Source organism: Nocardia sp. FBN12 (genome assembly GCF_050320175.1).
In the GTDB taxonomy this organism is placed as follows: Bacteria; Actinomycetota; Actinomycetes; order Mycobacteriales; family Mycobacteriaceae; genus Nocardia.
The window spans coordinates 3,376,547-3,388,838 of sequence record NZ_CP190048.1; the positions used below are offsets into that span (position 1 = coordinate 3,376,547).

General features: G+C 67.6%; 11 protein-coding genes. 3 read left to right on the top strand and 8 right to left on the bottom strand.

Going from position 1 to position 12,292, the window contains the following annotated elements; genetic code table 11:
• Positions 1-197 precede the first annotated feature (197 nt).
• Positions 198-2,408, top strand: a complete 2,211-nt coding sequence (locus ACQHI0_RS16260) for a thiamine pyrophosphate-dependent enzyme (protein ID WP_427909181.1) — start codon at positions 198-200, stop codon at positions 2,406-2,408.
• A gap of 5 nt (positions 2,409-2,413) precedes the next feature.
• Here the strand turns inward: ACQHI0_RS16260 and secG are convergent, their stop codons facing one another.
• Both secG and ACQHI0_RS16270 read right to left on the bottom strand, forming a co-directional pair.
• The gene (gene secG, locus ACQHI0_RS16265; RefSeq protein ID WP_101468684.1) at positions 2,414-2,647 is read right to left on the bottom strand and encodes a preprotein translocase subunit SecG; all 234 of its coding nucleotides are present in this window, start codon (positions 2,645-2,647) and stop codon (positions 2,414-2,416) included.
• Positions 2,648-2,681: 34 nt separating this feature from the next.
• Positions 2,682-4,277 (bottom strand): MFS transporter, encoded by a 1,596-nt coding sequence (locus ACQHI0_RS16270; RefSeq protein ID WP_427908778.1) that lies wholly within the window; start codon positions 4,275-4,277, stop codon positions 2,682-2,684.
• Positions 4,278-4,516: 239 nt separating this feature from the next.
• On the opposite strand from ACQHI0_RS16270, the gene ACQHI0_RS16275 reads away from it, so the two are divergent.
• On the top strand, positions 4,517-5,050 hold the full coding sequence (locus tag ACQHI0_RS16275) for an MmpS family transport accessory protein (RefSeq protein WP_427908779.1): 534 nt from the start codon (positions 4,517-4,519) through the stop codon (positions 5,048-5,050).
• Positions 5,051-5,111: 61 nt separating this feature from the next.
• A complete protein-coding gene (locus ACQHI0_RS16280; RefSeq protein ID WP_427908780.1) occupies positions 5,112-5,894 on the top strand; it encodes an META domain-containing protein in 783 nt (260 codons plus the stop codon).
• A gap of 65 nt (positions 5,895-5,959) precedes the next feature.
• Here the strand turns inward: ACQHI0_RS16280 and tpiA are convergent, their stop codons facing one another.
• From tpiA to rapZ, 6 genes are all read right to left on the bottom strand, one after another.
• The gene (tpiA, locus tag ACQHI0_RS16285) at positions 5,960-6,748 is read right to left on the bottom strand and encodes a triose-phosphate isomerase (protein ID WP_427908781.1); all 789 of its coding nucleotides are present in this window, start codon (positions 6,746-6,748) and stop codon (positions 5,960-5,962) included.
• A gap of 3 nt (positions 6,749-6,751) precedes the next feature.
• Positions 6,752-7,966: a phosphoglycerate kinase gene (locus ACQHI0_RS16290; protein WP_378627067.1), complete on the bottom strand. Its 1,215-nt coding sequence runs from the start codon at positions 7,964-7,966 to the stop codon at positions 6,752-6,754.
• Between the two features lie 5 nt (positions 7,967-7,971).
• Positions 7,972-8,988 (bottom strand): type I glyceraldehyde-3-phosphate dehydrogenase, encoded by a 1,017-nt coding sequence (gene gap / locus ACQHI0_RS16295; protein ID WP_056810475.1) that lies wholly within the window; start codon positions 8,986-8,988, stop codon positions 7,972-7,974.
• Between the two features lie 217 nt (positions 8,989-9,205).
• The gene (gene whiA, locus ACQHI0_RS16300; RefSeq protein WP_056810477.1) at positions 9,206-10,189 is read right to left on the bottom strand and encodes a DNA-binding protein WhiA; all 984 of its coding nucleotides are present in this window, start codon (positions 10,187-10,189) and stop codon (positions 9,206-9,208) included.
• Positions 10,180-11,226, bottom strand: coding sequence for a gluconeogenesis factor YvcK family protein (locus ACQHI0_RS16305; RefSeq protein WP_427908782.1), 1,047 nt, complete (start codon positions 11,224-11,226; stop codon positions 10,180-10,182). Before ACQHI0_RS16305 ends, whiA begins: the two co-directional genes overlap by 10 nt.
• The gene (gene rapZ, locus ACQHI0_RS16310) at positions 11,223-12,179 is read right to left on the bottom strand and encodes an RNase adapter RapZ (protein WP_427908783.1); all 957 of its coding nucleotides are present in this window, start codon (positions 12,177-12,179) and stop codon (positions 11,223-11,225) included. The genes ACQHI0_RS16305 and rapZ overlap by 4 nt, the downstream gene beginning before the upstream one ends.
• Positions 12,180-12,292: the final 113 nt, after the last annotated feature.

The window sequence follows — 12,292 nt, forward strand, 5'->3', positions numbered from 1 at the left end:
TCGAGTCGCACCGACACGGCGAGTTCTTGGTTGCTGACACAATCCGCGCGCATCTGGCGGAAATTGCACGTTATTCATCGAGAATCACAGTAACTTTCTTGGCATAGCGACGGAATCGAGGTCGACTCGACTGCGGGCGAGGAGTTGTTGCGGTGGCGCTGGGTTCGCTTGACCTGGACGGGGCCTTTCGGGCCGCGATGGACAGTCGCGCGGTGCCCGATAGGATCGACCCGCTCGAGACCGTCGACGCCGCGTTCGGGATCGAACTGTTCGAATCGCAGGTCGCCAGTCGGCATCTCGATCTGGCGGCGCGGCGGCTGGGGGCCGCTCGGCAGGGGTTCTACAGCATCGGGTCCTCCGGACATGAGGGGAATGCGGCGGTGGCGGCCGCGTCGCGCGTCGATGATCCGGCGTTGTTGCACTATCGGTCGGCGGCCTTCTTCGTGCAGCGATGCAAGCGGATTCCGGGGCTGGATCCGATTCGGGATGTGCTGCTGGGGGTGGTCGCGGCGGCCGCGGATCCGATTTCCGGTGGTCGGCACAAGGTGATCGGGAGTGCGGCGGCGTCGATCATTCCGCAGACCTCGACCATCGCTTCGCATCTGCCACGGGCGGTGGGTCTGGCCTTCGCGTTGGATCGGGCCGCCAAGCAAGGGGTTTCGTGTCCGTGGCCCGCGGATGCGGTGGTGGTGTGCAGTTTCGGCGACGCGTCGGCCAATCATTCGACGGCGGTCGGTGCGATCAACGCCGCACTGCATGCCACCCATCAGGGGGTGCCGATGCCGCTGGTGTTCGTGTGCGAGGACAACGGGCTCGGCATCAGTGTGCCCACCGCGCCGGACTGGATCGAACGCGCCTATGGCCCGCGGCCGGGACTCACCTACCTCGCCGCCGACGGTTGCGACCTGCCCGATGTGCTCGGTGCCGCCCAGGACGCGGTGCATCTGGCGCGGACCTGGCGGACGCCGGTGTTCCTGCATTTGCGCATGGTCCGGCTCGGCGGGCACGCGGGGTCCGATGTCGAGTCCGCCTACCGAGGTCCGGCCGAGATCGCCGCCGACCTGGCCCGCGACCCACTGCTCGGCACCGCCCGCTACCTGATCGCGGCGGGAGTCACCGACGCCGACGAGCTGCTCGAGCGCTATGAGCGGATCGGGGCACACGTGCGGGAGACCGCGGATGCCGTCGTGCACGAGGCTCGCCTCGATTCGGCTGCGGCCGTGATCGCACCGCTCGCACCGGCTCACCCCGACGCGATACGCGACGATGTCACCCGGCCGTCGTCGGCCACGAATCGGCGCACTGCCGCTCCCGATCCGACGTCGGATCACCAATCACCCTCCACCACAACGGAATTGCCCCACGCTGATACCGCCGCGGCGAAGGCCGACGACCGTGTCGCCTTGATGACAATGGCGCAATCGATCAACCACACCCTCGGCGAGCTCCTCGCCAGGGATCGCGATGTGCTCATCTTCGGTGAGGATGTCGGCCGCAAGGGCGGCGTCTACGGCGTCACGAAAGGCCTCAGAAAACGCTTCGGAGCGCGTCGCGTCTTCGACACCCTCCTCGACGAACAGTCGATCGTCGGCACCGCACTCGGCACCGGTCTCGCCGGATTCATCCCGATCCCCGAGATCCAATACCTCGCCTACGTCCACAACGCGGCCGACCAGATCCGCGGTGAAGCGGCGACCCTGCAGTTCTTCTCGAACGGCCGATACCGCAATCCGATGGTGGTACGCATCGCGGGCCTCGCCTATCAGAAGGGCTTCGGCGGCCACTTCCACAACGACGATTCCCTGGCGGCACTGCGCGACATCCCCGGCGTCGTCGTCGCGGTACCGGCGCGCGCGGACGACGCGGCCGCGATGCTGCGCACCTGCGTGTCAGCGGCCCGCGTCGACGGCCGAGTTTGCGTGTTCGTCGAACCGATCGCGCTGTATCACACGAAAGATCTGCACCAGGGCGACGAAGCCTGGCTGGCCTGCCCCACCACCGAACACGCCCCGATCGGCAGCGCCCGCACGTACGGCGACGGCACGGATCTGACCATCGTCACCTTCGGCAACGGCGTTCCGATGAGCCTCCGCACAGCGAAACGCCTTGCCGCCCAAGGAATCAACGCGCGAGTACTCGACCTGCGCTGGCTCGATCCCCTACCGATCGCCGATTTGGTCCACCATGCCGAGACCACCGGGCGTGTACTGGTCGCCGACGAGACCCGTCGCAGTGGAGGCGTGTCCGAGTCGGTGTTCGCCGCACTCGTCGACGCCGGTTACCGCGGCGCACTCGCCCGGGTGACCAGCGAGGACAGCTTCATACCGCTGGGACCGGCCGCGGACACCGTCCTGCTCGGCGAATCAGCGATAGAAGCCGCCGCCCGACGAATCGTGTCGTCGAGCTAGCCGACTCAGGCGAACTTGATCTCGAGGCCGATGCCGAGGATCGCGATGAACCAGACGATGCCGACGAAGATCGTGATGCGGTCGAGGTTCTTCTCGACGACGGTGGAGCCGGACAGGCTCGACTGCACGCCGCCACCGAAGAGGCTGGACAAGCCGCCGCCCTTGGCGCGGTGCAACAGCACCAGCAGCACCAACAGCAAGCTGGTGATCACAAGGAGGATATCGAGGAACAGCGACATGAGGTTCATCCTAGGTGGTGGAGGGCGGACTGGTCTAACCAGCCTCGACGGCGACCAGGTGTGAGACGGTGTGGGGACCCGCGGAGTAGTGGGCGACGGTCTGTTCGATCTCGCGGTCGCGGGCGGTCAGGCGCACTTGATGCTGATGCATGTGCTCGGCCCAGGACCGGACGACGAAGGCTTCGACGAAGCGGTCGACGGTGCCGACGTCGCGGTAGAGCCGCCATTCCATCGCGCCGGTGCGCTGCCGTGACCGGCCGACCAGCGCCATCGATTCGGTGAAGACGGCCACGTCGGCGGGTGGCACGTCGTAGCCGCGCATTACCAGGACGGGCCCGTCCGCGGGTTCGGGTTCGACGACGAGTTGCGGTTCGGGCCAGAATGCCGCCGGGGAGAGGTCGATCTCCTCGACGTTGTGCCGGATCGGCCACCACAGGGTGCTCACGGCACAGCAGGCGAGCAGCACCGCCGCGATGAGCAGCGCCGCCACGGCACCGTAGGCGCCGGCGACCAGGCCCCAGAGCAGGGAACCGATCGCCTGACCGCCCATGAACACCAGCATGTACACCGACAGCCCACGGGCCCGGACCCACGCGGGAAGCAACAACTGCATGGTCGAGTTCAGCGTCGACATCGCCAGCAACCACGCCAGCCCGGCCCCCACCAGCAACACGAGTACCACCACCACGTGGTGGACCAGCGCGGCGGCGACCGCACCGAGCCCGAACAGCACCGCGGCGAGCGCGAGCCGCTGGGTGGGGGTGAACAGGACCCGCAACCGTGACAATCCGAGCGCGCCGCAGACCGCCCCGAGCCCGAGCGCACCGAGCAGCAGACCGTAGCCGGAGGACGACAGTCCCAGCCGGTCGTGCGCGATCACCGGCAGCAGCGACCACACCGCGCTGGCGGGGGCGATGAACAGGATCGCGCGGAACAGCACCCGTCTGATCGCGGGCGCGGCCCGAATGAACCGGGTCCCCGCCTGCAACGCCGCGAGGGGCCGTTCGCTGGGCAGTGGGCTGGTTCGCGTCGGCCACTTCGACACCAGCAGCACCGCGACGATGCCGACGAACGACACCGTGTTGAACCCGAACACCACGGTGGGCCCGGCCAGCGACACGATCACCCCCGCCACCGCGGGCCCGACGGCACGACCGATATTGACACTCATGCTGCCCAGTGCCGCGGCCGAGGTGATCTGATCGCGCGGCACCAGCTCCGGCTGGATCGCCTGCCAGGCCGGGGCGGTGAGCGCCTGTCCGCAGCCGAGCAGGAACAGCAGACCGAGCAGGACCGCGGGGGTGGTGTGGCCGGTGGCGGTGGACACGGTGAGGGTGAGCGAGACCAGCGCCATGCCGGTCTGCGCGCCGAGCAGCAGCCGCCGTCGATCCACCAGGTCCGCCAGCACCCCGGACGGGATCGACAGCAACATCACCGGCAACGTCAGCGCGGTCTGCACGAACGCCACCAGTGCGGCCGCGTTCGGTTGGTCGACCACCAGCCACTGCGCGCCGACCGTCTGCATCCACGTGCCGAGATTCGACACCAGCTGAGCGATCCACAACGCCCGGAACAGCGGCGACCGCAACGGCGCCCAGGTCGAGATCCGTTCCGCCGCGACGATGCCCACCCGACGAGCTTATCCCCGGCGACTGCCATCGCGCGCGAGGTGACCCCCGCCGAGCTCGCCGCTCGCCGTCCGCGCGCGGCCATTGCGAAAGATCCCGGCGAACTATCAGATACCTTGTGGCCCACGACAATAGGGAAGTGATCGACCGATACGGTGTTATCTTCTGACCGCTTTCGAGCGATCAGCACCGCAGCTCCCGTTTCGTTCGGGGGGAGCTCGTACGACACGGAGGACAACGCATGAATGCCCCGCAGCAGCCGTATGGCCAGCAACCCTATGGCCAGCAACCGCCGTACGGCCAGCAACCCCCCGGCGGTGGCTACCCGCCGCAGGGTGGCTACCCGCCGCAGGGCGGCTACCCGCAGCCGCCGCGCAAGAAGAAGGTGTGGCCGTGGGTGCTCGGTGGCATTCTCGTCGTGCTGCTGCTGATCGTCGGTGGGTGCGTGGCCTTCGTCGGCACCGTCGCCAATGAGATCGAGAACGAGGTCAGCCGCGAGGTGACCGTCTCCTACCAGGCCGCGGGCTCGGGCACCGGCACCGTCATCTACTCCGACGGGACCCTGGACGTGCAGACCGAAGCCGACGTGCCACTGCCGTGGTCCAAGGATGTGACGATCACCGGTCTGGTGAAGCACTCCGCGCTGAGCGTCATGTCGGGCATCGACGGCGGAACGGTCTCCTGCAAGATCGTCGTCGACGGCAAGGTGATCGCGCAGGACGAGGCCAGCGGTTCACTCGCCACCGCGGACTGCACGGGTGACGCAGGCAAGTAAGTCGACCGCCCGCCCCGGACATCGCCTGGCGGTGTCCGGGGCGGGCCGTACCATCGGCTTCATGCGGATATTCCTTCGACGACTCGCCGCCCTCGCGATACTCGGCACGGCAATGGCCGGGTGCGGATCAGCCGAGAAGGAACCGGTGGACGACACCGCCACGCCGATGGGCCATACCTACATCTCCACCGAGGTCGTCGGCGACAAGATCCCCGGCGGCGGGCCGATGACGCTCGGTTTCTCCGACGGCCGGATCTCGGCGAGCTCCGGCTGTAATTCCGCGGGCGGCACCGTCGACCTGAGCAACCACGTCCTGCACACGTCACCGCTGGCAGGCACCCTGATGGCATGCCCCGGCGAGCGCGGACGCGCCGACGCCTGGCAGTCCGACTTCCTGGAATCCGATCCCACCTGGCGCCTCGACGGTGACCGGCTGACACTGACGGGCAAGTCCGTCACCATCCATCTCACCGACAAGAAGATCGTGAGCCCCGACAAGCCGCTGATCGGGACCACCTGGGTGGTCACCACCATGCTCACCCCGGACGCGCAGATTCGCTCGACCGCGCTCGACGAGGCGAGCCCGACCCTCACCATCGGGGAGGGCGGCACCGTCAACGGCAACGCCGGCTGCAATCGGATGACCGGAACCGCGGGCGTCGGTCCCGGCGAGGCGGTGAACTTCGCCATCGGCACCACCAAGATGATGTGCCCGCCGGAGGTGATGGAGGTCGAGCAGAACGTGCTGCGTGCGCTGGACGGGAGAACCACCGCCACTATCGACGCAGACGCGCTCACGGTGCGCAACGACAACGGCTACGGCCTGATCCTGCGCGCGCGGTAACCGCTCACGTAGACGAAGGGCCGGAAACCCAGCGGTTTCCGGCCCTTCGGCGTTGAACTACCCGATCAGGGCAGCGGACCGCCCGCGGCGATCGCCGACAGGGTGGCGAACTCATCACCCTTGAGCGAAGCACCGCCGACCAGCGCGCCGTCGATATCGGTCTGGCGGATCAGCTCGCCGATGTTCTTGGCGTTCACCGAGCCGCCGTAGAGCACGCGGACTCCGGCGGCGACCTCCGGGGAAGCCAGCTTCTCCAGCTCGCCGCGGATCGCGCCGCACACTTCCTGCGCGTCGGCCGCCGAGGCGACCTTGCCGGTGCCGATGGCCCAGACCGGCTCGTAGGCGATGACGACCTGCGAAATCTGTTCCGCCGTCAGGCCTTTGAGCGAACCGCGCAGCTGCTCGAGGTTGTACTCGACGTGCGTACCCGCCTCACGGACGCCGAGACCCTCACCGATGCAGACGATCGGGGTGAGCTCGTTCTTCAGCGCCTGCTTGGCCTTGGCCAGCACGGTCGCGTCGTCCTCGTGGTGGTACTGACGACGCTCCGAGTGCCCGACCACCACGAAGGTGCAGCCGAGCTTCGCCAGCATCGACCCGCTGATCTCGCCGGTGTAGGCACCGGAATCGTGCGCCGAGACATCCTGCGCACCGTAGGTGATCAGCAGCTTGTCGCCGTCGACGATCGACTGCACGCTGCGCAGATCGGTGAACGGCGGGATCACCGTTACGTCGACCTTCGCGAAGTACTTCTCGGGCAGCGCGAACGCCACCTTCTGCACCAGCGAGATGGCCTCGAGGTGGTTGAGATTCATCTTCCAGTTGCCCGCGATGAGCGGTTTACGTGCTGCCATCGCTCAGCCCTCCAGCACCGAAATACCGGGCAGCTCTTTGCCTTCCAGGTATTCCAGGGAAGCGCCACCACCGGTGGAGATGTGCGAGAAACCGTCGTCGGGCAGGCCGAGCGCACGCACGGCCGCGGCCGAGTCACCGCCACCGACGACCGTGAACGCACCCTTGGAGGTGGCGGTCACGATGGCTTCGGCGACACCGCGGGTGCCTGCGGCGAACTTCTCGAACTCGAACACGCCCATCGGGCCGTTCCAGAACACGGTCTTGGCCTCGGTCAGCAGGGCGGCGAACCGCGACACCGACTCGGGGCCGATGTCCAGGCCGAGCCAGCCGTCGGGGATCTCGGTCGACGCGACGGTCTTGGTGTCGGCATCGGCCGCGAACTTGTCGGCCACCACGATGTCGACCGGCAGGTGCAGCACGTCGCCGAAGCGCTCGAGCAGATCCTTGCAGGTGTCGATCATCTCGGCCTGCAGCAGCGAGCCACCGACCGGAAGTCCTTGCGCGGCAAGGAAGGTGAAGCACATGCCGCCGCCGATGACCAGGGTGTCGACCTTGGGCGCCAGCGCCTCGATCACTGCGAGCTTGTCCGAGACCTTCGAGCCACCGAGCACCACGGCGTACGGGCGAGCCGGGTCCTGAGTGAGCTTCTGCAGCACCTCGACCTCGGCCGCGACCAGCGTGCCCGCGTAGTGCGGGAGCTGCTGGGCGACGTCGTAGACCGATGCCTGCTTGCGGTGGACCACGCCGAAACCGTCGGAGACGAACGCACCGTCGTCGCCGACCAGCTCGACGAACGCCGCCGCGAGCTTGGCCCGCTCCGACTCGTCCTTGCTGGTCTCGCGCGGATCGAAGCGCACGTTCTCCAGCAGCAGCACGTCGCCGTCGGTGAGACCCTCCGAGCGCGAGAGCGCGTCGTAGCCCACCACGTCACCGGCCAGCTGGACGTTGCGGCCCAGCAGCTCGGCCAGCTTCGCCGCCACGGGGGCGAGGGAGAACTTGGCGTCGGGCTCGCCCTTGGGGCGACCGAGGTGCGCCATCACGACCACCTTGGCGCCGGCCTCGACCAGCGCCTGAATGGTCGGCACCGAGGCGATGATGCGGCCCGGGTCGGTGATCTGACCGTTGTCGTCGAGGGGAACGTTCAGGTCGGAGCGCACGAGCACGCCCCGACCCTCGACACCCTCGGCCAGGAGATCCTGCAGTGTCTGAACAGTCATCGCGTTCAGAGCGACTTGCCGACGAGATCGACCAGGTTGGCCAGGCGGTTCGAGTAGCCCCACTCGTTGTCGTACCAGGAGACGACCTTGACCTGGTTGTCGATGACCTTGGTCAGCGGCGCGTCGTAGATCGACGAGTGCGGGTCGGTGACGATGTCACTCGACACGATCGGGTCCTCGTTGTACTTGAGGATGCCCTTCATCGGGCCCTCGGCGGCGGCCTTCATCGCGGCGTTGATCTCCTCGATGGTGGCGGGCTTGGCCAGCGTCGCGGTCAGGTCGGTGACCGAGCCGGTCGGAACCGGAACGCGCAGCGCGTAGCCGTCGAGCTTGCCCTGCAGCTCGGGCAGCACCAGGCCGATGGCCTTGGCGGCACCGGTGCCGGTGGGCACGATGTTCAGGGCCGCGGCGCGGGCGCGACGCAGGTCCTTGTGCGGCGCGTCCTGCAGGTTCTGGTCCTGGGTGTAGGCGTGAATGGTGGTCATCAGACCGTTCACAATGCCGAACGAATCGTTGAGCACCTTGGCGATCGGGCCGAGGCAGTTCGTGGTGCACGAGGCGTTGGAGATGATGTTCTGGCTGCCGTCGTACTTGTCGTCGTTGACGCCCATCACGATGGTGATGTCGTCGCCGGTGGCAGGCGCGGAGATGATGACCTTCTTGGCACCCGCGGACAGGTGGCCCTTGGCCTTCTCGGCGGCGGTGAAGATGCCGGTCGACTCGACGACCACGTCGACGTTCAGGTCGGCCCAGGGCAGTGCCGAGGGGCCTTCCTTGATCGCGAGCGCCTTGATGCGCTGCTCGCCGACCACGATGGTGTCGCCCTCGACGGAGACGTCCTGCGGCAGCCGACCCAGGATCGAGTCGTACTTCAGCAGGGTGGCGAGGGTGTTGATGTCGGTGAGGTCGTTGACCGCGACGATCTCGATATCGGTCTCGCCGACGGCCTTCAGCGCCTCCACCGCACGGAAGAAATTACGTCCGATACGACCGAAGCCGTTGATACCTACCCGGACAGTCACGTTATCGCTCCTCAGCTTTCAAGCGGATTCATTCCGACGGTCACCACAGTAGTAGCCGCGCCAGCCTTCACGACAGCCACCTGTGAGTTGTGAGCTCCCCGGCCTCAGGCCTGCGGAGACCCCAGAATAAAGGGCAGAGCGGTCAGGTATGACCGCTCTGCCCTAATCGTCGGATTCGCCACACCTTTCGGTGCGAGGAGTCTGTGCGAAGTTCCTACTACGCGTCGTCGAGCAGTTCCGCTGTCACCGCGGACTCGGTATCGGGGATGCCGAGGTCCTTGGCGCGACGATCGGCCATCGACAGCAAGCGCCGGATCCGGCCCGCGACAGCGTCTTTGGTCATCGGCGGCTCGGCCAGCTGACCGAGTTCCTCCAGCGACGCCTGCCGGTGCTGCACCCGCAGCCTGCCCGCCGCGGCGAGATGCTCGGGCACATCGTCGGCGAGGATCTCGAGTGCGCGTTCGACCCGCGCCGCCGCCGCGACGGCCGCCCGCGCCGAGCGGCGCAGGTTCGCGTCGTCGAAGTTGGCGAGCCGGTTGGCGGTGGCCCGCACCTCGCGGCGCATCCGCCGTTCTTCCCAGGTGAGCCTGGTGTCCTGCGCGCCCATCCGGGTGAGCAGGGCGCCGATCGCCTCGCCGTCACGCACCACGACCCGATCCGTGCCGCGCACCTCCCGCGCCTTCGCGGTGATGCCGAGCCTGCGCGCCGCGCCGACCAGTGCCAACGCCGCCTCCGGACCCGGGCAGCTCACCTCGAGCGCCGAGGAACGACCCGGCTCGGTGAGCGAACCGTGCGCCAGAAACGCGCCACGCCACGCCGCTTCGGCGTCACCGATGCTGCCGCCGACCACCTGCGCGGGCAACCCACGCACGGGACGGCCACGAACATCGAGCAGACCGGTCTGGCGCGCCAGCGCCTCGCCTTCCTTCGACACCCGCACGACATACCGGGAAGTCTTCCGCAACCCACCCGCGCCGAGCACGTGCACGTCGGAGCCGTATCCGTACAGCTCGAAAATCTCTCTGCGCAGTCGCCGGGCGATGGACCCCATGTCCACCTCGGCTTCCACGATTACCCTGCCCCCCACGATGTGCAGACCGCCCGCAAACCGCAGCAACGCCGACAGTTCCGCTTTACGCGAGCTGACCTGCGACACCACGAGCCTGCTCAGCTCGTCTTTCACCTCGGCTGTCATCGCCACGAGACGCGCTCCTTTCCCACCGACCCGGAACGCACATCTGTGACACTGTGCCGTCCCTCGACTCGAAGCCCTGCCAGTTGCGGCCGCGGCGACCGGATCAGCTGATCCAGTGCGGCGGCTAGTTTTCCGGGATGATGCCGATCCGTTCCCGGCTCGGCGACATCGCAGAACGTTACCCGTGCACGCAACTGTTCGGCGGCTCTTGCTACATGTTCCCGTTGCCGCCCCTCGGGCACCGACGCCGAGTCGACGAGCACCTCGTCGACCGCGAAATCCGGTGCGTGCTGGGACAATACATGCAGATGACGCTCCGCGGAAAAGCCGGCTGTCTCCCCTGGCTCCGCGGCCAGATTCAGAACGAGTACTTTACGTGCCCCGGTACGCACGAGTGCGTTGTGTAGTTGCGGTACGAGGACATGCGGAATGACGCTGGTGAACCACGAACCAGGTCCCAGCACAACAACATCCGCGTCTTCGATGGCCGAGGTCGCCTCGGGGCTGGCAGGCGGATCGGACGGAATCAGCCGCACCCGCCGGACCTTACCCGGCGTGGTCGCCACCGCAACCTGACCGCGCACACACCGGCCGATCCGCGGATCCGACTCGAGGCCCGACACTTCTGCCTCGATATCGAGCGGAATCGGCGACATCGGCAGCACCCGGCCGGTGATCCGCAGCAACCTGCCGACCTCGTCGAGCGCGGCAACGGGATCACCGAGGATGTCGGTGAGCCCGGCGAGAATCAGGTTGCCCACCGAGTGTCCGGCGAGCGCGCCGTTGCCGCCGAAGCGGTGCTGCACGGCCGTGGTCCAGACGCCGTCGGCGTCGTCGGACAGTGCGGCCAGCGCCATCCGCAGATCTCCCGGCGGGAGCATGCCCAGTTCGGCACGCAGCCGCCCGGACGACCCGCCGTCGTCGGCGACGGTGACGACGGCGGTGATCCGCCGCGTCAGCCTGCGCACCGCTGTCAATGTCGCGTACAGCCCGTGCCCGCCGCCCAGCGCGACGACGGCTGGGTCGGCTTCGGTTCCACTCATTCGCGCCCCAGATCCCGGTGCACGACGCGGACGACGTCCACCGCCGTGTGCCCGGTCTCGGCGCCGATGCGGGTACCCAGTGCCTCGGCGATAGCGACACTGCGATGTTTGCCGCCGGTGCACCCCACTGCCACGGTCATGTATCGCTTCCCCTCTTGGCGGTATCCGGTCGTCGTCAACTCGACCAGGTGTTCACCGGTCCGCAGATAGTCCTGCGCGCCCGGCCTGGACAACACGTAGTCGCTGACCACCGACTCCTGTCCGGTGTGTTCCCGCAATTCCGGAATCCAATGCGGGTTGGGCAGAAATCGCACGTCCAACACCATGTCGGCGTCGAGGGGAACACCGTACTTGAAGCCGAACGACTGCAGGGTCAGCTGCAGTGCGGCTGGCGCGCCCGCGCCGTAGGCCTCCTCCAGCTTGCGGTGCAGCTGGTGGATGGACAGCTCGGTGGTGTCGATGACGAGGTCGGCGGCGCCCTTGACCGGGGCGAGCCTGGCTCGTTCGGCGGTGAGACCGGCGCTCAACGTGCCGTCCGGACTGTCGCTCTGCAGCGGGTGACGGCGCCGGGCGAAGCCGAATCGCCGGATCAGCACATCGTCGGAGGCCTCGAGGAACAGCACTCTCGTCCGGATGCCCGCGCCACGCAACTCCTCGGTGACACCGGAGAGCTCACCGGTGAAGAATCGGCTGCGCACGTCCATGACCAGCGCCAACCGCCGGATCGGCGGGTCGGCCGCGGCGCCTAGTTCGATCATCCGCCCGATCAGTTCGGGCGGTAGGTTGTCGGTGACGTACCAGCCGAGGTCCTCTAGCACGCGCGCGGCAGTGCCGCGGCCCGCGCCGGACAAGCCGGTCACGATGACCACTTCTACTGGTTGCTGTGTGTCGGTGACCGTCCCGGATTGCCCGGGTGCCGCCCCCGCATTGTTATTCGATTCGACGCGTGTCATGTCCTACCGGATCCGTTTCTGGGTGCCTTTCGATCATCCCGCACCGGTTCGGGTATCGGGCGCAGACACACAACGTACGGCACACGCAATCTTGCGTCCTGCGATACCGGCCG

Excerpts from the sequence above, each read along its gene's own strand:
- ACQHI0_RS16305 (WP_427908782.1), bottom strand. The coding sequence starts at position 11,226 with ATGAGTGGAACCGAAGCCGACCCAGCCGTCGTCGCGCTGGGCGGCGGG.
- ACQHI0_RS16290 (WP_378627067.1), bottom strand. The coding sequence starts at position 7,966 with ATGACTGTTCAGACACTGCAGGATCTCCTGGCCGAGGGTGTCGAGGGT.
- rapZ (WP_427908783.1), bottom strand. The coding sequence starts at position 12,179 with ATGACACGCGTCGAATCGAATAACAATGCGGGGGCGGCACCCGGGCAA.
- ACQHI0_RS16280 (WP_427908780.1), top strand. The coding sequence starts at position 5,112 with ATGCGGATATTCCTTCGACGACTCGCCGCCCTCGCGATACTCGGCACG.
- ACQHI0_RS16275 (WP_427908779.1), top strand. The coding sequence starts at position 4,517 with ATGAATGCCCCGCAGCAGCCGTATGGCCAGCAACCCTATGGCCAGCAA.
- secG (WP_101468684.1), bottom strand. The coding sequence starts at position 2,647 with ATGTCGCTGTTCCTCGATATCCTCCTTGTGATCACCAGCTTGCTGTTG.
- tpiA (WP_427908781.1), bottom strand. The coding sequence starts at position 6,748 with ATGGCAGCACGTAAACCGCTCATCGCGGGCAACTGGAAGATGAATCTC.
- ACQHI0_RS16260 (WP_427909181.1), top strand. The coding sequence starts at position 198 with ATGGACAGTCGCGCGGTGCCCGATAGGATCGACCCGCTCGAGACCGTC.